Origin of the sequence: Ramlibacter rhizophilus, assembly GCF_004681965.1 — a bacterium.
Taxonomy (GTDB): domain Bacteria; phylum Pseudomonadota; class Gammaproteobacteria; order Burkholderiales; family Burkholderiaceae_C; genus Ramlibacter; species Ramlibacter rhizophilus.
In genome coordinates, this window is the sequence record NZ_SMLL01000005.1 from 56,911 (window position 1) to 80,335 (window position 23,425).

The window sequence follows — 23,425 nt, forward strand, 5'->3', positions numbered from 1 at the left end:
CCTTTCAACGCGAAAGCATCGCTTCGAGCTGATCGCTCATCACGAGCGTATTGTCCACACCGCCCTTCTGCCGGTGGATTCGGAGCTTGCGTCTTTCCAGGTCTACTTGGGCCCACGTCATCCGGGCGATCTCACGATACCGACAACCCGTATGGATCAGGGCCAGGAGGAGATCCGTGTTGTCTTGCCGCGCTTTGTCCGTCCTGGTGCACTTGCCGGGGTACTTGGCCTTCGGATCAATCGCGGCGAACAAGGCCGCCTCTTCTTTCGCAGTCAGGTACCGTAGCCGAGTCTTCTCCGGGTACATGCGCGGGAGCTTCACTGCGGTCGCCCACTTCCGTTCCTCCGCGAACTTCACGACCGCGTTCCAGTAGCTGACGGACACGACTAGCGTGTTGCGGGACACGCCAGCATCGCGTCGCTTCTCGATGACCCCTTGCAGCTGCGCAAGGGTCAAGTCGCCCATGCGTATGTTGGGCAACGCAAGGAAGTGCCTTAGGTGGACTTGCGCATTGGCGTGCCCTGCCGTCCCCTTCCTTGCGTCAAGAAAGGCCTTGATGACCGAGTGCAGCAGGACGGGCTTGGTGCCCTTGAGAATGACATCTTTGATCGCTTCCGCTTCCCAAAGGGCTGCGATCTGTTCGGCGAGCTTCTTGTCGCCAGTCTTGGTGCTGCGCGCGAACGTGTGGCCCTGGACGACTTTGCGCCAGTGCCAGATTCCGTTGCGTTCTGTGAGAGCCATTGCATCCTCGATGTCGTTTAACACGACGGAGGATGCGTTCAGGCGGCCATGGCATCAACCTGGTCGGCAGAAGTTTTCATCACAACGGAACGGCAGCTGCTAGTTGAGCAGCATGCAGTCCAGTTCATCCACAGCATCAAGGAATTGGAAGCTCATGGATTCGCTCGCTGCTCGGTCCATCCCTCGCTTTAACTATGGACGGCTGCTCCGCGACTGTCTGACGATCACCTCTCCTGCTTCGCGGGAGCTCATCAAATGCGTAAGCTTCAAGCGATAGTCCGTGTAAGTGCAGACGCGCACCGCGCGTACTACGCTGCTGATGAGCAAAGCGAGCCTCAACCTTTTAGAGGCTCATCTACTTTCTGGCCCGACAGAGTTAGGTGAAGGAGTTTTCAATGAAGCTATTGCTGAGTGTCTTTGCCGCAGCGCTCCTAGCTGCGTGTGGGGGAGGTGGGGAGGAAATCCCAGCTCAGAAGCGTGGCCAGGCCGAACAGGCCCAACGCATCTCTTAACCAATCATGGAGTTCACTTTGAAAGTTAAATCTCTCATCGGGGTGGTTCTCGGGAGCGTAATCGCTTGGTCAGGGAATTCAACATTTGCACAGACTGAAGACTGCAATGCGGTACTAACTCGAGTAGATAGCCTGCTGGCAATTCACGCGCCGCACTACATGGGAACTGCAATGCAAGCCAAGGCCTTAAGAGACGCTGGCGCAAATCACTGCAAGCTGGGCGAGAACACACAAGCTGTGAGCGCACTCACACTCGCCGAGAAAATGTTGTCCTCAAACTAGGGAAATAGAGATGCTCAAACACTTAGCTGGGCTCATGCTTGCCTGTGTCATCCCATGGCAGGCTAATGCGGCCGTCGTGAATACTCTCCCTGGTGGGACCCCGATCCCCATACCAGCGAACAACCAGATTACGAGCGGACCAGTCGTCACGTCTGATTTCAAGTGGATTAGTACCCACTCTAACTCAGCGTTTGGTTGGACTGGTGGGTACGGGTTTTGTGACCGAGGTCAGTGGAATACTACACCAATGCTCGGCTTGAACACGGGCGTTGGTTACATGACCTTGAGTTTTCCAGAACGACGTTCCGGATTCCTTGCTGAAGTCAATTGGGTTGGTGCCTGCAGCAGCTACACAACATCCATCCAAGCATTAGATGCGAGCGGAAACGTAATCGAGACGATTAACCTACCCAACAACGCAACTTACTTACCCGCACCCAGCTATATCGGCTTCTCATACTCCACAGCACAAATAGCCGCGATTCGGTTTTCTGGTGGCTATATAGGTGTCCGAAATATGACGCAGACCGGAGAAGTTCAAGTACCCATAGCAGATGCTGGTTCGGACCAAACGGTAGATTCAGGACAACCAGTCCAGTTGAGCGGGCGGGGCTCTAGCCCCAGCAATCTATCGTTGTCCTACCTGTGGAGTCAGACCGCCGGGCCAGAAGTACAGATAGTCGACGTTAATAACGCATCAGCGTCATTCATCGCCCCAGTCGTGAATGCGAATACAACGCTGACCTTCCAGTTGATTGTTAAGGACTCACGCGGAGTTACAAGCCAACCAGACACCGTAAACGTGACAGTTGTCAAGCAGAACAACCCTCCAATTGGTGATGCTGGTGACGCAACTGGTGTTCGCGAAGGCGCTACGAAGACGCTCAATGCGAGCGCAAGCTACGACCCTGACGGTGACGCCATCACGTCATACTTGTGGCAGCAGGTTGGTGGACCAACAGTCACGTTGAGTCCTGGCGCGAACGTAGTGTCTCCAAGCTTCCTTGCTCCAGTCGGGGGTGGTAGCGTCTCGTTCAAGGTGACGGTCTCTGACGGCAAGTTGAGCGGCACGTCACCTACAATCACAATCCCGATCACGGCCAACAACCCACCCGTAGCAAATGCAGGCGTGCCAGTCACCACTGACGAGGGCACGCCAGCTACGTTGAACGGTGGCGCAACGACTGATCCTGATGGTGATCAGGTTAGCTTCTCCTGGACGCAGCTTACTGGGCCGACGGTGACGCTCAACGGCGCAAATACTGCTACTCCGTCCTTTACTGCTCCATGGGTCAACGCAGGGGGATCAACGCTGACGTTCCGTATGACAGCAACGGACAACTACGCTGCGAATCCCAGGTCTGCAACGGCAGATGCAACGGTCAACGTGCTGAACGCCAACGATCCGCCCAACTGCTCGCTCGCGATGCCTAGTGTTCCGAAGCTGTGGCCGCCCGATCACCGCATGGTGCCTGTGACGATCAAAGGCATCACGGATCCCGATGCAACGGCCTTCACGCTCCGCATCACTGGTGTGACGCAAGACGAGCCGATCAATGGCACGGGTGATGGTGACACGGCACCGGATGCAACTATCACTGTCGGTGAGAAAGCTGATACGGTGAACCTGCGTTCTGAACGCGCGGGTACGGGTGACGGTCGCGTGTACACGATCCACTTCCGCGCTACGGACCAGGAAGGTGCCTGTACGGGCTCCGTCAAGGTACAGGTACCGCACTCGCGCACTGGCAACGCGGTCGATAGCGGGCAAACGGTGAACTCAGTGGCGCAACCGTAAGTTGCGACGTGCTGAAGGTGAATGACGCCTGTGGCGTCATTCACCTTCGTGCCGATGCGGATTGAAACAGGACTCGTCTCTCGCGCGATGGTTCCATGGAAATCAAACTAGTTAAGTGCTTACCCAACTTCGTCAACACCTCGCGCTGGGAATGGCAGCCAGTCTTTTGCAGCAATGATGCCAGCTGCGCCCGAACGGTGTACGGAGAGCAAGAGCGTTGCTGAGCAATTGCTTTCACCACCATCCCTTCAGCGAGTAGGCCGAGCACTTCGGTTTCCGCAGGCGTCAAGCAGCGGTTAGCGGCGAACCGCGCAAGTCGTGCAAATGCGCTCTCCTCCCTCCTTTCACCGTCACGAGGAACAGACGCCGATCCCGCCGTGACTCATTCTCAAGCAGCCAGCGGGAGCCATAGAAAATGAGGAATTCTTGGTAGTAGGGATCAGAAGCCACGAACCTCTCGGAGAAATGATGTGGCTCCGCAGAAGGGTGCTTATCAAGCAGCAGAACGAGCAGCCCGAAACTAATTCTAGCCTGGCCCCAGCATCCGTTTGCTCGCCGATTTGTCGTTTGCATCACATCAGACGAGCTTTCGACGCCTTTTTGGCGGTGGTCGGGGGACTGCGACATGAGTTGACGATGAGTTCGGTGGCTGTTAAGCCAGCAGCATGGATTGCCCCTCTTGTAATTGACGGCTATGCTCAACGTGTTCCAGCCCCGTGTCGCAAAGGGTAGTTAGCATGCCGACTCATCAGAAGTTGATGGACTCCACTATCTCTGCTTTATATGAGGCCGTATCGCACGATGAGCAGTGGCCCGCGGCACTAGCTGGGATCAGCAGGGCCTTCGACAGTCCGCGAGTTGCAATCCTTCGCACGACCGCGAACCTCGACGGTGTTTTCGAGATTCGCGCGCTGAACCACGACCCAGAAGCACAAAAGCTGTACCGGGACTATTACTGGGCAATTGACCCAACTCTCCGGGTCACGCGGACAGCGCACCCCGGCGCCTGGTTCGACTGCGAGTCGGTAGTGGATCCGGCCACAACGCCCGAACCCGAATACATGGATTTCGCAGTACGGCACGGAATTCGATACGTCGCGGGCGGCAAGGTGCACGTTGATAAAGTGAGCTGTACGGCTCTTAGCCTGCAGCGTCCCGCTGACCACCGGCGCTTCGATCACAGCGCCGGATCGACATTCCGGCGACTGGCGACGCACATCGGCCGCGCCTCTGCGTTGTCATCGGATTTGCGGCAGGCAGAGCTCGCGAAGGGGCTCTCTATCGCCGCTCTTGACGCTTTACAGTGGCCCGTATTCGCCGTCAGTTCGACGGGCAAGCTTCTCCTGGCGAATCAAAAGGGAGAAGCCCAGCTCAAACTCGGCACGCCATTCGAACTGCACGCTGGGAGTTTGCGGTCTCGTGACCCCGAAATGGATCTGGTTCTGAGGCGGGTTTTGAGTGCTGCCGCGACCCGCACAGGCACATCTATAAAGGTGAAGGCCGGACGTTCTCAGTGGTGGCTTCGCGCCGTTCCTATCACGATGTATTCCGGGGTCACGCTGCTCTACTTGAGCCGAATCGATGGGCAACGGCCCTCGCCGGATCTCATGCAGGAGCTGTTGAACTTGTCCCCTGCCCAAGCTGACGTAGCGTGCCTTCTTATGGATGGTCACAGCGTCAAGCAGATCGCGAGCGCACGTGCGGTCAGCGTCTGGACAGTGCGAGCCCAGTTGCGAGAGATCATGCACAAGGCCGGAGTACGCCGGCAAGTTGATCTCACGCAGATGCTTCTGTCGCTACCCGCGATCTCGATGGGCGCGACCAATCAGGAACAAGCTCAATAGCGCACCTTGGCGCTCTGGGCGACCCATGCGGCAGTCGCACTCGGTTTGTGCTGGTTTTGTACAGGTGCACAGCGTTGCAGCAGCGTGCCCCCAAGCGTTCCAAGTGCCGTCGAAGCGTGGCACGGCCAGCCCGACCGCCTTTGGGATAATGGCGCCGAGCCCCTCCATCACCGCCGGAACACCATGCCGACCACCATCAAGCAAGCCGACCTGATCGAATCGATCGCCGCCGCGCTGCAGTACATCAGCTACTACCACCCCGCCGACTACATCGCCCACCTGGCCCGTGCCTACGAACGCGAGCAGAGCCCCGCGGCCAAGGATGCGATTGCGCAGATCCTCACCAACAGCAAGATGAGCGCCATGGGCCACCGGCCCATCTGCCAGGACACGGGCATCGTCAACGTGTTCCTCAAGATCGGCATGGACGTGCGCTTCGAGGGCTTTTCCGGCAGCCTGGAGGACGCTATCAACGAAGGCGTGCGCCGCGGCTACAACCATCCCGACAACACCCTGCGCGCCAGCGTGGTGGCCGACCCGCAGTTCGAGCGCAAGAACACCCGCGACAACACGCCGGCCGTGATCTTCACGCAGCTGGTGCCCGGCAACACGCTGGACGTGACCGTGGCGGCCAAGGGCGGCGGCAGCGAGAACAAGACCAAGTTCGTGATGCTCAACCCGAGCGACTCCGTGGTGGACTGGGTGCTCAAGACCGTGCCCGCCATGGGCGCGGGCTGGTGCCCGCCCGGCATGCTGGGCATCGGCATCGGCGGCACCGCCGAGAAGGCCATGCTCATGGCCAAGGAGTCGCTGATGGAAGACATTGACATGTACGAGCTGCAGGCGCGCGGCCCGGCCAGCAAGGCCGAGGAACTGCGCCTGGAGCTGTTCGAGAAGGTCAACGCGCTGGGCATCGGCGCGCAGGGCCTGGGCGGCCTGACCACCGTGCTGGACGTCAAGATCAAGATGTACCCCACGCACGCGGCGAGCAAGCCCGTGGCCATGATCCCCAACTGCGCCGCCACGCGCCACGCGCATTTCGTGATGGACGGCTCCGGCCCCGTGTACCTGGACGCGCCGAGCCTGGACCTGTGGCCCGACGTGCAGTGGACGCCCGACACGCAAAAGAGCAGGCGCGTGAACCTGGACACCCTCACGCGCGAGGAAGTCGCGAGCTGGAAGCCGGGCGACACGCTGCTTTTGAACGGCAAGATGCTCACCGGCCGCGACGCCGCGCACAAGCGCATCCAGGACATGCTGGCCAGGGGCGAGAAGCTGCCGGTGGACTTCAGCAACCGCGTCATCTACTACGTGGGCCCGGTCGATCCGGTCAAGGACGAGGCCGTGGGCCCTGCCGGCCCCACCACCGCCACGCGCATGGACAAGTTCACCGACATGATGCTGGCGCAGACCGGCCTCATCGCCATGATCGGCAAGGCCGAGCGCGGGCCGGTCGCCATCGAGGCGATCAAGAAGCACAGGAGCGCCTACCTCATGGCCGTGGGCGGCGCGGCCTACCTGGTGTCCAAGGCCATCAAGACGGCGAAGGTCGTCGGCTTCGAAGACCTGGGCATGGAAGCCATCTACGAGTTCGACGTGCAGGACATGCCCGTGACCGTGGCGGTGGACGCGGGCGGCACCAGCGCGCACATCACCGGCCCGGCCGAGTGGCAAAAGCGCATCGCCACGGGCGAGTTCAAGAACATCCCGGTCGCGGCAGCCTGAGAACCCGGGCGCGCTCGTGACGGTGCGCCTATTTCCTCCATGTCCGGCACGCGCGCTCCCATCGGCGTCTTCGACAGCGGCATCGGCGGCCTGAGCATCCTGCGCGCCTTGCGCGCCGCGTTGCCCGCCGAGGACTTCGTGTACTTCGCGGACACGGGCCATGCGCCTTACGGCGAGCGGACCGAAGACCATGTGATCGAACGCTCGCTCGCCATCGCGGGCGAGCTGATCGCCCGCCACCGTATCAAGCTGTTGGTGGTGGCCTGCAACACCGCCACCGCCGCCGCCATCGCGCGCATGCGCGCGAGCTGGCCGGATCTGCCCATCGTGGGCGTGGAGCCCGCGCTCAAGCCGGCCGTGCAGGCCAGCCGCACCGGCCGCGTCGGCGTCCTGGCCACGCGCGGCACGCTGGCGAGCGACAAATTCAAGCGCCTGCTGGCTTCGCTCGGTCCCGGCGCGGACATCCGGCTGCAGCCCTGCGACGGCCTCGCGGCGGCGATCGAGCGCGACGACGCGTCGCAGGTCGAGGCGCTCTGCGCCCGCTACGTGCAAGCCCTGGGCGCACTCGGCCATGAACCCGGGCAGATCGACACCCTGGTGCTCGGTTGCACGCACTACCCCTTCGCGCTGGCCACCTTCCAGCGGCTCGTGGGGGACGGGGTGGGCATCCTGGAGACAGGTGAACCCGTGGCGCGACAGGTGAACCGGCTGCTGGAGAGCGGCGCGCTGCGCACGGACACCGAAGCGCCCGGAAAGGTGACGCTCCTCGGCTCCGGCGAGCCGCACGCCTTGCAGGCCGCCGCGGCACGCTGGCTAGGAGCGTGGGCGGCCACTTCATCGACAGCTTGTTGAAGGGCATGCGGCCCTAGGCTTTTCGGCCCGCCCGCCTGCATTTGCAGGCCGTACTTCCAGCCAGTAGCCTTCATGTCCGACATCGTCCGCAGCGGGGTCTATTCGCGCACAGCGATCCCGCCTTCCTCTTCCTCCTCTTCCTCCTCTTCCTCCTCGTCTTCCTCGTCTTCCTCACCGTTCCCGTTTGCAGCGCGCAGGGCGACCGGGGATCCACAGGCGACTTCTCCGCGCCACTGGACACTGGCCGGAACGTCCAGCCCGACCGACGCGGCCCCACTATTGGCCACCCGCACGGCACGGGCCAGCCTCAAGCGCGAGCGCGATGACGTCGCCGAACCTCTCCGAAGCACAAAGCGGGAGCGCTCGCAGCCCACCTCTCCCACTGCATCCGACGCAGCAGTCATCTCCGACCACCTCGTCGATGCCGCGGATGCGCTGTTGACCATGGCTTGGCAGGACAACCTTCCGCGTGCCCGACCCGAGCCGCAGCCGCTCCCGGCGAGCGCCGGCGCCGCCGACGCGTCGCGGACAGCCACCAGCGATGAAGCCGAATCCGGTCCACCCCCGCTGGAGCCGGACCCTGTCGCGCGCGCCATCGACCGCGTACCTGAACCAGCGCAGCGAGATGCCCCGTCGCAGGAAGGCGCGCCCCCCACTGCTTCGGTGTCCGGCCCCGCCACCCAGGCACCCGCGACCGAAGCCGCGACCGGCAGCGGCGCGGCGCCGACCTGGCAGGACGAGATCAGTCGGCTTCGCGGCCTTCCGGCCGGTGCAGCCAAGGAGCACTACGACCGTCTATTCACACAGACATGCCGGCTCGCGTCGGTGGGCAGCGCCGTCGCGCATCGAAAAGTTGTTGTCAGCCGCTTCAAGGACCTGCTCTCCACTCGCACTTCCGAGGACAGGATGACGCTGCTCGCGCGCTGCAAGAACGTATCGCGCGTGCCTCGGCAGCAGGGTGAAGCGCGCCGGGTTTATGTGGTCGTCAGGGAGGCGTGCCTGCGCGCGCTCTACGAATTGATGACGCCCCAGGAACGTCTGGTCGAAGCTCAGTCGCTCCTGAAGCCCACTGCACCCTTGTCTCAAGCTGAGCTGGACCTTCGTTGTTTTGCGCTTCAGAAACTGCTCGCTTGCGGAGGTGAAGCAGCAGCACTGATCCGCGGGGCCATGCGTTCGACTCCTGCCGATCCGGCGGTGAATAGGCACGCCTACGAGTCAACCGTGACGACGTTGCAGAAGAACATCCTCCGCGTCGTGTCGCCCGCCCAGCAAGTCACCATGTGGCACGAGTTCGCTCGTGACTGGAATGTACTGCGCAGGGACACGGCGCGCGAAGACACCTTCAGGCTGCGCCATGCGCTTTACTCCGCCTTTCTGAGCGTCCTCACCACCCGACAGGATGAAATCCATGCTTCCGCGAGGAACCCGGCCGGCCTGGAACGGCTGCAGGGCCCCGACCTCGATCACGCCATTGAAGACCGAGGCCTGCTGCTGCGCGCGCTCTGGGCACGCAAGCCCGACTGGCGCGAGCACGACAAAGAAGAAGCGATTAACTGGACGACCCCAACCTTCATCGAATCACACGCCGCCAAGCTGCGCCTGGAATTGCTCCGCTGCGCCACGGACCCTACCCACTTCGCACCGCCCCTGCGCCCCCCGCAAGCGCCTCAGCCCGCCCCCGCCGCACATCCACCTTCATCAGCAAGATGAGCGCCCCGATAAAGAGCACCGACGTGGCCGCGATGGCGATGCGCTGGTTGCCTTGCGTGGCCCAGGTGATGAGGCCGTAGCTCAAGGGGCCGATGATGCTGGCCAGCCGCCCGGCGAAGGTCCACAGGCCGAAGAATTCGGCCAGGCGCTCGGGCGGCGCGAAGAGGCCCGCCATGGCCCGCCCCGCCGACTGGCTCGACCCCATGCAGACGCCAGCGATGGCGGCGGCCACCCAGAACTGCCCCTTGCTCACCGCCAGCGCCGCGATGACGCAGGTGGCCACCCAGCCCACCAGCGTGCCGCCCAGCGCCAGGCGGTGGCCGATGCGGTCCTGCAGGTAGCCCCAGGCGAAGGCGCCGGTCGCTGCTGCCGCATTGAGCGCGAAGATCAGCACCATGGTTTCCTGCGGCTGGAAGCCGATGACCTGCTCGGCATAGATGGCCGCCAGCGTGATGGCCACGGCCACGCCGCCCTGGTAGCAGACCACGCAGGCCATGAGCCACATGAAGTCGCGGTAGCGGCGCGCCTGCGCGAAGGTCTGGCGCAGCCGGTGTAAGGAAGCGCGCAGGCCGCCTTCGTGCAGGGCCTGGGGTTTAGGCTGCGCGCGCTCGCGCAGCAGGGCGAAGGTGACCCCGGCGGCACCCGCGTACATGCAGGCCGTGATGACCATGGTGACCGGAACGAAAGCGTCCGCGCTCTCGCCGCGCGCCTGCGCGGACAGCACATAGGCCAGGCACAGCCCCAGCGTGAGCATGCCGCCCAGGTAGCCCAGGCCCCAGCCCCAGCCGCTGACCTTGCCCAGGTCCTCGGGCCGGGCGAGTTCGGGCAGGAAGGCGGCGATGAGGGACTCGCCCCAGGAGTAGAAGACGTTGGAGACCACCAGCAGCGTGATGGCCAGCGCCAGGCTGCCCGGCCCGGCGAAAGCGAGGGCGGCGGTGGCCAGCGCGCAGCCCACGGTGACGACCATCAGCAGCCGCCGCTTGGATGCATGCAGGTCGGCCCACGCGCCCAGCGTGGGCGTCGTGAGCATGACGATGAGGTAGGACAGGCTGAGCGACGCCGTCCAGGCCAGCGTGGCCCAACTCGCTTTCTGCGCAATGCCGCCGACGAAGTAGGCGGCGAAGACCGCCGTGATGACGACCGTGGTGTAGCCGGAGTTGGCGAAGTCGTACATGGCCCAACCGAACACCTCGCGGCGACGGACACCGGGATTGAGCGCGGGGTGGGCGGCGGAGGGCATGGGCCCGGAGCATAGCCGCGATGCGCTGAGCTGCGCGGGTGGTTGGCACCTTCCCCCTCTTGGGGGAAGGTTGGGATGAAGGCTCGCGGAAAGCAGCGTGGTCGGCGTGCGTGGCCCCCACCCCTGCCCTCCCCCAAGGGGGGAGGGAGTGAGCCCGAACCTCAGTTCGCCTTGCGCCCGCGAACCTCAGTTCGCCTTGCGCCCGCGAACGTCAGTTCGCCTTGCGTTTCTCCAGCTCCTGGCGCAGGTCCGCCAGCGCCTTCTTGCCGTCCACGCCCTTCTGCTGCACCGCCTGCATCCACTGGGCGTAGATGGGCTCGGCCGCCTTCTTCCACTGGTCCACCTGCGCCGCCGAGACCGGCACGATGGTGTGGCCCGGCATCTTGGCGAGCTTGGCCTGGCCGGCGTCTTCCGAATCGCCCCAGGCGGCGCCGACCTTGCCGGCCCACTCGTTGCTGCAGTGGTCGTCGATGACCTTCTTCTGGTTCGCCGAGAGCTTGTCGTACCAGTTCTTGTTCATGGCCCAGACGAAGTCCGAGGCGTACATGCGCATGTCGCTGTGGTGCGTGACGGCCTTGTCGATGCCGAAGCCGATGATGGAGTCCCAGGGGAAGGTGATGGCGTCGGCCACGCCCTTTTCCAGCGCATCTCGCGCCTCCGGGGCCGAGACCTGCACGTTGGTGCCGCCCAGTTGCGAGACGAAGGCGGCCACCGTGCCGTTGGCCGAGCGGATCTTCATGCCCTTGATCTGCGCGGGCTCGGTGATCGGCTTCTTGCCGTGGATGGTGCCCACGTGCAGGTGCGCGAAGCAGTACTTCACATCCGGCATTTCCTTGGCCGCATGGTTGCGGTACCAGGCGTCCAGCGCGGCCGAGCCGGGGCCGGGCTTGCCGATCAGGAAAGGCAGTTCGCCGGCGGCGATGACGGGGAAGCGCCCGGCCTGGTAGCCGGGGTTGATCCAGGTGAGGTCGGCAATGCCGTCACGGGCCATGTCGTAGTGGTCGGCCGCCTTGCCCAGCTGCTGCGCCGGGAACATGGCCACCTTGATCGAACCCTTGGAAGCGGCTTCCACCGACTTGGCCCAGGGCTCGAACCCGGTCTTGGCCAGGGAATGGGTGGGCGGCAGCCAGTGGGCGAAGCGCAGTTCCACCGGCTTGTCCTGCGCAGCCGCCATGCCGCTGGCGGCAAGTGCGGCCAGGGCCAGCATGTTCAGGGCGTGTCGCACGGGCTTCTTGGTCAATGTCGTCTCCATGGAATGTTGGTCGAGCCGGCCATTGTGGGCCGCTCGGCCGGCGCACGGAGACGGTGTTTTCCCAGAAGCGCCGCTGGTGTGCGCCATGCGAACGCAGCGGCGCAGCCCGGCTCTCCCTCTGCAGGACCTCTACTGCGCAGGAGCTCCCATGCGGGTGAACTGCATCGGACCACGATAGCTGCGGGCGAGGTAGTCCGAGCCACTGTCCTCCGCTGCGAGGGCGTGTGCTTCGTCGCGGGCGCTGCGCCAGTCGCGGCGAACATCGGCGCGGCTGAGATCGGACTTGAAGGTGCGCCGGTAGTCGTAGGAGGCGGACCAGGGGTTGCCACCTGCCTTCTTGAACTGCGCATAGTCCGCCATGACCTCCGCCCGGCTCAACGAGGGCGCCAAGCCGGCGTCCGCGACGATCGGGCCTTCGGCCCAGGCCGCCGTGCAGGCCGCCACGGCGGCTGCGATCGCAAGGTGCTTCGTGTTCATGAGAACCTCCAGGAGTGAGTCTGCGGACCGGCTTCGGGCCGGCCGTCCGCTGCGCGGTGCAGGCAGGAGAGCTGCTGCACGTGCGCAAGCGGGCCACTGTAGACAGCACATGGCGCTGCACCCATGACCGCGCGGGCCATGGCCCATTGCCAATCCGGCAAGAATCGCGCCGCCTGCTCGAGCTCGACCTGCCGAGGTTCCTGTCGGGCGTGCACAGTTGGCAGTCCCCGCTTCAAATCGCGCCGCTGTGCTTGGCGCCTTCGTGCTGCGGCGCAGAATTCGCGCCCCGGAACTCACGCGATCAAGAAGATGGACCGGCTGCAATCGATGAGGGTGTTCCAGCAAGTGGTCGAGGAAGGCGGCTTCTCGGCGGCAGCGCGCAAGCTCGACCTGGCGCCCACGGCGGTCACACGCCTGGTGAGCGACCTGGAGGCGCACCTGGGCGTGCGACTCCTGCAGCGCACCACGAGGCACCTGTCGCTCACGCGCGCGGGCGAGGTCTACCTGGCCCGCCTGCAGTCCATCCTGAGCGAGCTCGGCGACGCGGAGATCCAGGTGCGCGACGAGTCGCACCGCATCGGTGGCGAGCTGCGCGTGCTCGCGCCTTCGGTGGCTGCGTCGCACATGCTCGCGGCGGCGGCCGCGGGCTTCCTCGCCCTGCATCCCGGCGTGGCCATCGACATCGACGTGGTCGAATCGTCCGATCCCCCGGTACACGAGTACGACCTGGCCCTGGTGGGCGACGACTGCCACATGGACCCGGACTTCATCTGCCACGCACTGGTCCACAGCGAGTACGTGCTCTGCGCCGCACCGGCCTACCTCGACCGCTTCGGGGAGCCGGGCGAGCCGCAGGCACTGGCGCAGCACCGCTTGCTGCGACTGCGCCGAGGCGCCCGCCGGCCCGGGCCCTTGGAGCTGTATCGCCCAGAGGCGCCGCACGAGCGCGTTCGCCTGGTCGCTGCGGCCGCCATCGTCTCCAACGACCTGGACTCGCTGCTGCGCGCCACGCTGGCCGGCGCCGGCATCAGCTGTCAGCCGGTGCACCTGATCGCGCCGCTGGCGCTGGCCGGACGGCTGCGCCGGGTGCTGGACGGCTGGATCGCGGGACACCTCACGCTGATGGCGGTGCTCGCCAGCCGCAAGTTCATTCCCCTGCGCACGCGCGCCTTCGTCGATTACCTGGTGGCGCATTCGGGCCGGTTCGTCGACTGCCTCGGCACCCAGTGGGACGGCCCCCGCTTGCCCGACGTGCGCCCGGCCGCACACTGACACCGACCCAGCAGCGGCAGACGCTCACGCCGCCAGCGCCAAGGGCGCCGGCGCGTTGCGCTGCGGCAGCAGGGCGGCGAAGGCGTCCGCGTGCGTGAGCGGCCCCATGTGCCCGATGCCCGCGAGGTCGATGTGCCGTGCGTGCGGCAGCAGGCCCTGCAGCCTGTGCGCGACGCGGCGCGCGGGCAGCGGCGATGCGGTCCCCACGACGAGCCGCACCGGCATGCGCAGCGCCCCGTAGGCCGACAGCGGCGCCGTGTCGCTGAAGATGGCCTGGAACTCCGCGGCGATCTTGGGCATGCGCTGCGCGAGCGCGAGCTGCCTCGAAGCGCTCATCGCCTTCCACGTGCCGGCGCCGGACCAGTAGTCCGCAAAGCGCGCCGCAGCGGCGGCGGCGAAGCCGGCACGCGCCAGGGTGCACACGCGGCGGGCCAGGCGGACGATCTCGTCCCAGGCCGTGCTGTCCGCGTCGCTGCGCAGCAGGTGGAATCGCACGGGCTCGAACAGCGTCAGCGCCGCGATGCGCCCGGGGTGGCGCAAGGCCAGTTGCAGCGCCACGGCGCCCCCGTAGGAATGGCCCACCAGGTGCACCGGCTCCGCGCCGATCCACCCTGCGACGTGCTCGGCTTCTTCGTCGAGCGTGAGGGACCGGCCGGTCGGCCAGGGCTGCGCGCCATAGCCGAGCAGGTCCGGCGCGTCGAACCGGCCAACCCAGCGGGCGGCGTAGCTGGCCCACTGGCGGCCGCTGCTGCCGCTGCAATGCAGGGCCAGGATGCGCGGCTCCTCCTGGGTGGCTTGGCGGTGGTGGGCGTGGAGAGTCTGGGACATGGTGCGCTCCTGGCATGAAGAAAGGACGATGGCGCCAGCATCGCGCGCGGGGGTATCGGGGATGCGTGCGTCGCGATGCGCTTGGTGGTGCCCATGCAACCGGGCTGGCCGCCGTGTATCGCGCCCGTATCCGGCTGCAACGCAGCTGCCTCGGGGCGCGCGGGTTCACCGCCCGAGCGGCCGCAGGGACCACGCGAGCGCGGCGGCGAGGAGGGCCAGGCCCAGGTCCACGCGCCACAGCAGGGCGTCGCCACCGGTGGCCGCGGCCGCCCAGCCTCCCAGCCAGACGCCGCCGAAACTCCCGAGCTGGTGGACCAGCATGACGACGCCGAAGAGCGCGCCGAGCTGCTGCACGCCGTGGTCGCGTGCGACCAGCTGGCTGGTCGGCGGCAATGTGGCCATGTGCGTGGCGCCCATCGCCAGCGCGAAGCCGAGCATCAGCGTGGGGGTTGCCGGCACAACCAGCAGCGTGCCGATGCCCAGGGCGCGCAGCACGTACACCGCGGCCAGCAGGCGGGCCGGGTCGCTGCGGCGCAGGAGCGCGCCGACCGCCAGGCTGCCCACGACGTTGGCCGCGCCGGACACGGCCATCCAGCGCCCGGCCAGGCTGACCGGCAGCCCACAGCGCTCGATCACGCCGGGCATGTGCGCGGTCAGGAAGGCGATGTGGAAGCCGCAGAGGCCGAAGCTCGCCGCCACGCGCCAGAAGCGCGAATCTCGCAGCGCCGTGCGGCGCAGCGACGCGCGGCCCGCCGTGCCGGCGCCGCCCTCGCGGCGCACGGGCGCGCACGGGGCGCCGCGCAAGGCGCGGGACAGCGGCAACGCGAACACGAGGACCACGCCGGATGCCACGAGCGCGCTGCGCCAGCCCCAGTCCTCGATGGCCCACTGGGTCGCCGGGCCGAGCAGCAGCTGGCCCGCCGAAGCGCCCGCGCCCACGATGGCCACGGCCTGCCCCGCCCGTGCGGCGGGCACGGTGCGGTTGACGGGCCCGAGCAGCAGGGCGTTGCTCGCGACGGCACTTCCCGCGAGCGTCGCGAGCACCAGCGCCAGCAGGACCGGTGCCGCCTGTGGCCACGCGGCCGGGGCGACGGTGAAGAGCGCGAGCAGCACCGCGCCGCACGCGACGATGCGGCTGGCGCCGAGACGGTCGGCGAGCGCGCCGATCACGGGTTGCAGCAGGCCGACGCCCAGCTGGCCGATCGCCAGGCCCAGGCTCAGGCCGGCCAGGCCGACACCCGTCGCACTGTTCAGGGGCGACAGGTACAGGGCGCCGGCGGCGCGGCTGCCGGTGACCAGGGCCATCAGCAGCGCCGCGGACAGGGTGATGCGCCAGGCCGCCGCGTTCATGGCCACCGCTCCACGCGGATCGGGTCCGCGATGCGCCGGCGCGTGGGCGCCGCCTCGCCGTGCGATTCGGCCCAGCATGAGTCGAACTCGGCGGGACCGAGCGCCAGGTCGCGCAGGGTGTCGGCCCCGAGCGCCTGGAACTCGCGGCGAGCGGCGGCGCGGCGCCGGCGCAGCGCAAGGGCCTCGTGCAGCGAGGCGAGCCGCCCGGCGGCGAGGGTCCAGGCCTGGATGACGAAGAGGGTTCGGGTGGCTTGCATGGCGATCTCCAGCGGCGAAGGCAGGCGGTCAGGCCGCCAGCGGCAGGTCCACGTCCGGGCGGCTCGGCACGGCATAGGCCAGCGGCGCGAGCGCGTCGCCCACGCGCTGCGCCTGCTCCGGGGTGAGCAGGCCGAAGAGCAGCTTGCGAAAGCGTGGCTCCATCGCGCCGGAGACGATGTACTGCCAGCGGTAGGCCTTGAGCACGCCGGCTGCAATGCGCTCGGCCTGCGCGGCGTCGTAGGCCTGCATTGCATGGGCCAGGAAGTAGCGGGCATCCGCAGCCGCCTGCGCCTGCAGCACGCCGTCGACCGCGCCCACCAGCTCGATGAACTCGCCGACCGCCGCGTCGCGTTCCGGCGCGGACAGGCGCGCGTCCTCGCGCACCAGCTCCAGTTCGTCCAGGACCGCGTGCTGCGCCTCCTCCTTCCAGTGGAAGAGGAACACGTCCTTCCACAGGTCCGACAGGCCGGCCTGCGGCTCGATGCTGCTGCGGTAGTGCGCCTGCACGAACAGCTCGATGTGCAGCGTGAGCGCCAGCACCGCCCAGGTGCTCTTGCCCAGCACGGCGCGGGCCACCGCGTTCGGGTCGGCGGTCTGCTCGTAGCCGGACGGCATGTCTGCGCTCATCTGTGATTCCAGGCGGCGGAACAGCTCCTGGTGCTTGATCTCCTCGTCGCCCATGCGCACCAGCGCCTCCAGCGCGTGCTGGTCGCCGAACCAGTGCTCACGGCTGATGTCCAGCACCTTGGCGCTGATGAAGCGCTCGACCAGGCCGAACACATAGGCATAGGTGCGCCCCTGGACCTGGCTCAGGAAGCGACGGTCGGGCGCGGTGAGGAACTCGAGCTCACCGACCAGCGACAGGCTGGCGGGCAGGAAGGTCTTGCCGTAGTCGAAGCGGCGGCCGCGGATCACGTCACGCTCGATCTCCCAGCGCACGCGCTTGGAGATTTCGATGCAGCGGGCATAGCGCTGGGACGGCAGGGCATGGACGGTAGAGGTCATGGCAGGCTCCTGGTTGCGAAGGTTGGGAAGACCGCGCACCGGTGCGGTGCGCTGGAACTCACTGTCCTGCGCCCAGGTAACCCGGCCATGTCCGGGTCCGGCGAACGTGTCGCCGCTTCGTATGCAGCCCCACCACCAGCGCGGCCGCAGGTATCCGAGATGTATCGCCGCTCGTCACCGGCGCACGCGCGCGGCACAATTTCAGGCCATGGCTACCAGCGCGCGCCTGCTCGTGGTGGACGACGACCCGTCGGTGCGCGGCATGCTGCGCGAGTACCTGCAGGGGCACGGCTACGGCGTCGCGGAAGCGTCCAGCGGCGCCCAGATGCGCGAATGCATCGAGCGCGACCTGCCCGACGCCGTGCTGCTGGACATCCGCCTGCCGGGCGAGGACGGCCTGGTGCTGGCGCGCTACCTGCGCGAGCGCTACGACCTCGGGATCATCATGGTCACGGCCTCGGGCGACGTGGTGGACCGCGTCGTGGGGCTGGAGCTGGGCGCGGACGACTACATCGCCAAGCCCTTCGATCCACGCGAGCTGCTCGCGCGCATCAAGAGCGTGCTCCGGCGCCTGCAGGGTCGGCCCGCCGACGAGCGCGAGGGCGCGGCGGCCCGGCCCCCGGCCACTTCGGCGCGCCAGCGCTTCGGCCGCTGCGAAGTGGACCTGCAGGCGCGGCGCCTCTTCGAGGCGGACGGCCAGGAGGTCACGCTCACGGCCATGGAGTTCGAGCTGCTGCGCACCTTTCTCGCCCACCCCAACCGGGTGCTCTCGCGCGACCAGCTCCTGCAGCACACGCGCAACCGCGAATGGGAGCCCTTCGACCGCTCCATCGACATCCGCATCGGCCGCCTGCGCCGCAAGGTGGAGCCCGATCCGGCCGGCGAGCCGCGCGTGATCCGCACGGTGCGCAATGCGGGCTACATGTACGTGCCGGAGGCGGGCTGAGGCCAGGAGACCCCCTCCCCCGCTGGGGGAGGGTGGGGGTGGGGGCTGCGCGCGCCGACTGCGCTGCTTCCCGCGCGGCCCCCATCCCAACCTTCCCCCAGAGGTGGAAGGAGCAACTCCGTCACGCCGGCCTGCCCGGCGCGGACGCCATGAACACCCGTCCGCTCACCCGGCCGACGAAGCGCCCCTCACCCTGCTCCAGCAACGGCTCGCCCGACCACAGCAGCTTCACGAACCGGCGCAGGGGCACCACCTGGTGCGCCACCTGCTCATGCTCGAAATAGCCCGCCCAGTACTCGACCGCGGGCATGTCCTTGCCCGCCGCGTCCCGGACGGTGAAATAGCGGCGTTCGCCGCCGGATGCGTCCACGTCTCGCCCAACCCGATCAAATGCTGCAGTGCACCAGATTATGAGCACTCCAGCGCCGCATCGGGGCGGGCGTTTCGCATTCCGAACGCCGGACGTCATGCCGCCACGCGCTCCGGGGCTTCGGCGCCCTCGCCCAGGTAGGCCTGCGCGAGGCTGCCGTCGGCGGCGATCTCCGCCGCGCTGCCCTGGGCGACGATGCGGCCGCCTTCCATGACGTAGGCCCGGTCGGCCAGGGCCAGCGCCAGGCCGGCCATCTGGTCCACCAGCAACAGGGTCATGCCTTCGCGGCGCAGTCCGTCCAGCGCGGCGAACAGCTCGGCGATCACCTTGGGCGCCAGGCCCAGGGAGGGCTCGTCGAGCAGCAGGATGCGTGGCCTGGACATGAGCGCGCGGGCGATCGCCAGCATCTGCTGCTCGCCGCCCGAGAGCAGGCCGGCGCGCTGGTGCAGGCGTTCTCGCAGGCGCGGAAAGCGCCGCAGTTGCGCCTCGATCCGCGCCTCGCGGTCCTGCGGCTGCAGGAAGGCGCCCAGGCGGATGTTGTCCAGCACGCTCAGCTCCGGAAACACCTGCCGCCCCTCGGGCACGAGCACCACGCCCTGGCGCACCACCTGCTCGGCGTCCAGGTGGCGCAGTTCCCGACCGTCCAGGTGGATGCCGCCCTGCACGGGCCGGTGCAGGCCGGCAAGCGCCTTCATCAAGGTCGACTTGCCCGCGCCGTTGGCGCCCAGGAGGGCCACCACCTCGCCCTGCCCGACCTGCAGGTCGATCCCGTGCAGCACCGGCTCGGCGCCGTAACCCGCCACCAGCGCGCCCACGCCCAGCAGCTCGGGCCTGGCACCTGCCGCCCGCGTGCGCGCCCCCTCCGGCGCGGCGAGCGACTCGCCCAGGTAGGCCTGCTGCACGGCCGGGTCGGCCTGGACCTGCGCCGGTGTCCCGGTGGCCAGGCGCTGGCCGGCGTCGAGCACGACCACCTGGTCGCTCAGGCCCATCACCAGGGCCATGTCGTGCTCCACCAGCAGCACGCTGACGCCCGCATCGGCGATCCGTCGCAGCAACTGCTGCAAGGCGCGCTTGTCCTCGCGCGACAGGCCGGCGGCGGGCTCGTCCAGCAGCAGCGCTTCCGGGTCCAGCGCCAGGGCGCGCGCGATCTCGACCAGCCGCCGGTCCACGTGCGGCAGGTCCGCCGCCGGCACGTCCGTGGCGCCGTGGTACCCGCACCAGGACAGCAGCTCGGCGGCCCGCCCGCGCAGGGCCGGATCGTGCCGCCGCGCCTGGCCCAGCAGCGGCCCCAGCCGGCCGCGGTGCATGGCCAGCACCACGTTGTCCAGGACGCTCAGCGAGCCGAAAAGCTGCGAGGTCTGGTAGGTGCGGGCGACGCCGCGCCGCGCGATCTCCCGCGCCGCAAGGCCGGTGAGCGGTGCGCCGCCCAGCGAAAAGCTGCCGGCACTGGGCCGGTAGAAGCCGCCAAGCATGTTCAGCGCCGTGGACTTGCCGGCACCGTTGGGCCCGATGAGGCTGGTGACGGCGCCGGCCGGTGCCGTGAAGTGCAGGTCGGACACGGCGCGCACGCCGCCGAAGTGCATGCTCAGGCCCTGCGCCGCGAGGGCGCTGCGGGCGCGGTGTGCGAGGCGCGGCGTGGCAGGCGTGCGCGCGGCGGCGGCGTGGCGCGCGGCACCCGCGCCGCCCCGGCGCGCCGACAGGCGCTCGCGCAGGCGCGCGGCCAGGCCCGCCGCACCTTCGGGCGCGACCCACAGCACCACCAGCAGCAGGGCACCGAAGAACAGCAGCCGGTACTCCTCCAGGCCCGCCAGCAGCTCCGGCAGCAGGCCGACGATCACCGCGCCCACCAGCGGCCCCGCCACCGAGCCGACACCGCCGATCATCACCACCAGCACGAACAGGATGGACTGCACGAAGCCGAAGGTGTGCGGCGTGACGAACCCCGACAGCGGCGCGAACAGGGCGCCCGCGGCGGCGGCGACCGCGGCCGACACCGCGAAGGCGGCGGTCTTGATCACCAGCGGGTTCAGGCCCAGCGATTCGGCGGCCGTCTCGGAGTCGCGCACGGCGCGCATCGCCGCGCCCCAGGTGCCGCGCGACAGCCGGGCGTAGAGCGCCAGCGCCACGCCCGCGGCCGCGATGGCCAGCAGGGCCACGGCCCGTTCCCCCTGGGCCAGCGCGCCCAGCGAGGGCGCCTGCAGGCCCATGATGCCGTTCTGCCCGCCGGTCAGGCCGCTGGCCTCCACGATGCCGTGCTCGACGATGAAGCCGAAGGCGATGGTGACCATGGCCAGGTACGGTCCCTTCACGCGCAGGGCGGGCAATGCCACCAGGGCGCCGGACAGCCCGCCCAGCACGGCCGCGAGCGGCCAGGCCAGCCAGAAGTCCAGGCCGGCGCGGGTGGTGAGGATGGCCACGGTGTAGGCGCCGATGGCATAGAAGCCCACGTGCCCGAAGGAGACCTGCCCGGTGAGGCCGAGCAGCATGTTGAGACCCGCGCCCACGACCGCCAGCAGGGCGACGTTCGCCAGCACGAACACCCAGTAGCCGTTGAGCGTGAGGGCCAGGCCCGCGGCCAGGCCGAGCAGCGCGACCAGCGCCGCGCCCGGCAGGACACCGGAGGGAAGGAGGCCGCGCCCGCGCGGCGCGAACGGCATCGCTTTCATACCTTGCGCACCTCCGCGCGCCCGAAGAGGCCATTGGGCCGCCACGCGAGCGCCGCGATCACCAGCGCGAAGCTGAGGATCTGCGTATAGCCCGAGCCCAGCGTGGACGTCACCAGCGCCTCCACCAGGCCGAACAGAAGCCCTGCGATCATCACGCCCCAGGCACTGGTGATGCCCCCCAGGATGGCGACGGCGAACGCCTTCAGGCCGAACAGCGTGCCCATGTCGGAGGCGACGTTGAACAGCGGCGCGATGAGCACGCCCGCGATGCCGGCGAAGAGCGCCGACAGCGCGAAGGCCGCCGCGACCGCGCGCCGGATGGGGATGCCCATGAGCCGCGCCGCGGCGCGGTTCTGCACCACGGCCAGCAGCGCCGTGCCCCAGCGCGTGCGCTTCGACAGCGCATGCAGGACCGCGGCCAGCAGCAGGCCCACCAGCGGAATGATCAACTGCAGCGGGTACACCCCGAGGCCGACCTCCCCGACCGACAGCGGCGTCTGCGCGAGCGGCGAAGGCAGGCTGCGCGGCTCCTTGCCGTAGGTGAACAACACCACGTTGTCCAGCACGATGCCCAGGGCCACGGTGGCCATGAGCCAGGCCTCCGAGCCGCGGTTCACGAAGGGCCGCACGGCCAGCCGCTCCACCAGCAGGCCATAGGCGGCGCACAGGGCCAGGGCGAGCGGCACCGCGGCCAGCATGGGCCAGCCCAGCGTCTGGGCGAAGGCGAAGGTGAGCACCGCGCCGAGCATCATGGAGCTGCCCTGCGCGAAGTTCACGGTGCCCGAGACCGCGTAGGTGACGTAGAAGCCGAGCGCCATGAGCCCGTACATGCTGCCCAGCCCCAGGCCGCTGACGAGTGCGGAGAGAACCAGCATCGTGCCGCCGCCTGCGCTCAGTTCGTGCCCATGCCGACCGGCACGATGCGGTTGTCGATGAACTGCGCCCAGACGTAGTCGTCGGCCGTCACGGCGTCGTGCACGGTGGGCGTGAAGGGCTTGTCGTAGGTCTTGATCAGGCCTTCGAAGCGGCCGATCTTGTAGAAGCCTTGCCGCACCGCGTCGCCCTGCGTGGAGCCGGCGGCCTGGATGGCCAGTGCCGCCAGGTGCGTGGCGTCGTAGGCGTTGGCCACGCCCACGGCGGGGGTGATGTCGGCCGGTCCCTTCACGTTGGGGTACTTGGCCACCATGGCCTTGATCACCCGCTCGCCCACCGGGGACTGCTTGCCGAAGAAGCTGTAGGTCTGCACGAAGTGCACGTCCTTGCCGCCGGGACCGGCCAGCTCGGTGAAGCGGCCCCCCGCAGGTCCCCAGTGCGAGACCACCGGCACCTTCCAGCCCATGCGCTCCAGGGACTTGACGACCTGCGCCGAGGGACCGACGTTGCCGACCATGAACAGCGTGTCGGCGCCGGCGGCCTTCAGGCGCGTGAGCTGCGGGACCATGTCCACGTCGTTCGCCTCGAATTTCTCCACGCCGGCCGGCGTGACGCCCTTGGCCGCCATGGCCGCGCGCAGGCCCTTCTCGTTGCTCTCGCCCCAGGGGTTGTTCACCAGGATGAGGCCGGGCTTGGCGGTCTTGAAGTTCTTCTGCGCGTAGGCGAGCATGCCCACGTCCACGATCTCGTCCACCGCCGACACGCGGAAGGCGAAGTTGGGATTGGCGCCGTTCTTGGTGATGCCGGTGCCGGCCGCCCAGGGGCCGACGAAGGGCACCTTCTCCTGGTTGACCAGCGGCACGATGGCCATGGAGACCGGCGTGTCCAGGCCGCCGAAGACCACCGCCACCTTCTCGCGGTAGATCAGCTCGCGCGCAGCGGTGACACCCTTGGCCGGGTTGGCCTCGTCGTCGCGCCGCACCAGCTCGATGGGCCGGCCCAGCACGCCACCCTTGGCGTTGATCTCGTCGATGGCGATCTGCATGCCGCGCGTGATGGCCTCGCCGGCCAGTGCCGACTGGCCCGACAGGGCCGTGACCAGGCCGAACTTGATCGGATCGGCCGCGTGGGCGCCGCCGGTCGCGGCGAGACCGGCCAACGCGAGCGCGGCGACCAGGGCGCGACGGGAAGGATCGAAGCGGAACGAGCGCATGGGAGAACTCCTGAAGGAAGGGGGCTGATGGACGGCGACAGCGCCGGTGCGCCAGCCGTTCGCAAGTCGCGTGCCAATCCGTTCGCAGGCGCGCAGTTCGAACGTCTTCACTCTGGAGATCAACTTGTCGACAAGATGGCATGTGTCTTGCGAGCACCCTCGCCGGTGCGGCCGCGAAACCCGTTGCGGTGCATCGATCCTCGAAAACGT

20 protein-coding genes are annotated in these 23,425 nt (G+C 67.7%); 7 read left to right on the plus strand and 13 right to left on the minus strand.

What is annotated here, in order from left to right; all coding sequences use genetic code 11:
- Positions 1-4: 4 nt before the first annotated feature.
- The gene (locus EZ242_RS22535; RefSeq protein ID WP_135285639.1) at positions 5-766 is read right to left on the minus strand and encodes a tyrosine-type recombinase/integrase; all 762 of its coding nucleotides are present in this window, start codon (positions 764-766) and stop codon (positions 5-7) included.
- A 1,017-nt stretch (positions 767-1,783) separates the two neighbouring features.
- Between EZ242_RS22535 and EZ242_RS13165 the strand changes: the two genes are divergently transcribed.
- Positions 1,784-3,334: a PKD domain-containing protein gene (locus EZ242_RS13165; protein ID WP_135285640.1), complete on the plus strand. Its 1,551-nt coding sequence runs from the start codon at positions 1,784-1,786 to the stop codon at positions 3,332-3,334.
- 40 nt (positions 3,335-3,374) lie between these two features.
- On the opposite strand, the gene EZ242_RS22675 is transcribed toward EZ242_RS13165, so the two are convergent.
- A complete protein-coding gene (locus tag EZ242_RS22675; protein WP_135285641.1) occupies positions 3,375-3,623 on the minus strand; it encodes a response regulator transcription factor in 249 nt (82 codons plus the stop codon).
- Positions 3,624-4,092: 469 nt separating this feature from the next.
- Between EZ242_RS22675 and EZ242_RS13175 the strand changes: the two genes are divergently transcribed.
- The 4 genes from EZ242_RS13175 to EZ242_RS13190 all read left to right on the plus strand — a co-directional run bounded on the left by EZ242_RS13175 (position 4,093) and on the right by EZ242_RS13190 (position 9,465).
- Positions 4,093-5,178, plus strand: coding sequence for a helix-turn-helix transcriptional regulator (locus tag EZ242_RS13175; protein ID WP_167784760.1), 1,086 nt, complete (start codon positions 4,093-4,095; stop codon positions 5,176-5,178).
- A 183-nt stretch (positions 5,179-5,361) separates the two neighbouring features.
- Positions 5,362-6,903 carry a fumarate hydratase gene (locus EZ242_RS13180; RefSeq protein ID WP_135285643.1) on the plus strand — a complete coding sequence of 514 codons (1,542 nt, stop codon included), beginning with the start codon at positions 5,362-5,364 and terminating at the stop codon, positions 6,901-6,903.
- Positions 6,904-6,942: 39 nt separating this feature from the next.
- The gene (gene murI, locus EZ242_RS13185) at positions 6,943-7,755 is read left to right on the plus strand and encodes a glutamate racemase (RefSeq protein WP_135285644.1); all 813 of its coding nucleotides are present in this window, start codon (positions 6,943-6,945) and stop codon (positions 7,753-7,755) included.
- 72 nt (positions 7,756-7,827) lie between these two features.
- Positions 7,828-9,465 (plus strand): hypothetical protein, encoded by a 1,638-nt coding sequence (locus EZ242_RS13190; protein ID WP_135285645.1) that lies wholly within the window; start codon positions 7,828-7,830, stop codon positions 9,463-9,465.
- Here the strand turns inward: EZ242_RS13190 and EZ242_RS13195 are convergent.
- The 3 genes from EZ242_RS13195 to EZ242_RS13205 all read right to left on the minus strand — a co-directional run bounded on the left by EZ242_RS13195 (position 9,383) and on the right by EZ242_RS13205 (position 12,434).
- On the minus strand, positions 9,383-10,705 hold the full coding sequence (locus EZ242_RS13195) for an MFS transporter (RefSeq protein WP_135285646.1): 1,323 nt from the start codon (positions 10,703-10,705) through the stop codon (positions 9,383-9,385). The two genes, EZ242_RS13190 and EZ242_RS13195, sit on opposite strands and share 83 nt — an antisense overlap.
- A gap of 211 nt (positions 10,706-10,916) precedes the next feature.
- On the minus strand, positions 10,917-11,945 hold the full coding sequence (locus EZ242_RS13200) for a TRAP transporter substrate-binding protein (protein WP_240787080.1): 1,029 nt from the start codon (positions 11,943-11,945) through the stop codon (positions 10,917-10,919).
- A gap of 141 nt (positions 11,946-12,086) precedes the next feature.
- A complete protein-coding gene (locus EZ242_RS13205) occupies positions 12,087-12,434 on the minus strand; it encodes a DUF4148 domain-containing protein (RefSeq protein ID WP_135285647.1) in 348 nt (115 codons plus the stop codon).
- 327 nt (positions 12,435-12,761) lie between these two features.
- On the opposite strand from EZ242_RS13205, the gene EZ242_RS13210 reads away from it, so the two are divergent.
- Positions 12,762-13,706 (plus strand): LysR family transcriptional regulator, encoded by a 945-nt coding sequence (locus EZ242_RS13210; protein ID WP_240787081.1) that lies wholly within the window; start codon positions 12,762-12,764, stop codon positions 13,704-13,706.
- 24 nt (positions 13,707-13,730) lie between these two features.
- Here the strand turns inward: EZ242_RS13210 and EZ242_RS13215 are convergent, their stop codons facing one another.
- The 4 genes from EZ242_RS13215 to EZ242_RS13230 form a co-directional block, all read right to left on the minus strand.
- Entirely contained in the window at positions 13,731-14,534 is an 804-nt protein-coding gene (locus EZ242_RS13215) for an alpha/beta fold hydrolase (protein WP_135285649.1), read from the minus strand.
- A 165-nt stretch (positions 14,535-14,699) separates the two neighbouring features.
- Positions 14,700-15,884, minus strand: coding sequence for an MFS transporter (locus tag EZ242_RS13220; RefSeq protein WP_167784761.1), 1,185 nt, complete (start codon positions 15,882-15,884; stop codon positions 14,700-14,702).
- Positions 15,881-16,141: a hypothetical protein gene (locus EZ242_RS13225; RefSeq protein WP_135285651.1), complete on the minus strand. Its 261-nt coding sequence runs from the start codon at positions 16,139-16,141 to the stop codon at positions 15,881-15,883. The genes EZ242_RS13220 and EZ242_RS13225 overlap by 4 nt, the downstream gene beginning before the upstream one ends.
- 28 nt (positions 16,142-16,169) lie before the next feature.
- A complete protein-coding gene (locus tag EZ242_RS13230; protein WP_135285652.1) occupies positions 16,170-17,147 on the minus strand; it encodes a hypothetical protein in 978 nt (325 codons plus the stop codon).
- Between the two features lie 208 nt (positions 17,148-17,355).
- Here EZ242_RS13230 and EZ242_RS13235 point away from each other — a divergent pair, with 208 nt between their 5' ends.
- Positions 17,356-18,093, plus strand: a complete 738-nt coding sequence (locus EZ242_RS13235) for a response regulator (protein WP_135285653.1) — start codon at positions 17,356-17,358, stop codon at positions 18,091-18,093.
- A gap of 121 nt (positions 18,094-18,214) precedes the next feature.
- Here EZ242_RS13235 and EZ242_RS13240 read toward each other — a convergent pair whose 3' ends face one another.
- The 4 genes from EZ242_RS13240 to EZ242_RS13255 all read right to left on the minus strand — a co-directional run bounded on the left by EZ242_RS13240 (position 18,215) and on the right by EZ242_RS13255 (position 23,215).
- Positions 18,215-18,463, minus strand: coding sequence for a hypothetical protein (locus EZ242_RS13240; protein ID WP_135285654.1), 249 nt, complete (start codon positions 18,461-18,463; stop codon positions 18,215-18,217).
- Positions 18,464-18,558: 95 nt separating this feature from the next.
- On the minus strand, positions 18,559-21,120 hold the full coding sequence (locus EZ242_RS13245; RefSeq protein ID WP_135285964.1) for a branched-chain amino acid ABC transporter ATP-binding protein/permease: 2,562 nt from the start codon (positions 21,118-21,120) through the stop codon (positions 18,559-18,561).
- A gap of 5 nt (positions 21,121-21,125) precedes the next feature.
- Positions 21,126-22,004 (minus strand): branched-chain amino acid ABC transporter permease, encoded by an 879-nt coding sequence (locus EZ242_RS13250; protein ID WP_135285655.1) that lies wholly within the window; start codon positions 22,002-22,004, stop codon positions 21,126-21,128.
- 17 nt (positions 22,005-22,021) lie between these two features.
- Positions 22,022-23,215: an ABC transporter substrate-binding protein gene (locus EZ242_RS13255; protein WP_135285656.1), complete on the minus strand. Its 1,194-nt coding sequence runs from the start codon at positions 23,213-23,215 to the stop codon at positions 22,022-22,024.
- Between the last annotated feature and the right edge of the window lie 210 nt (positions 23,216-23,425).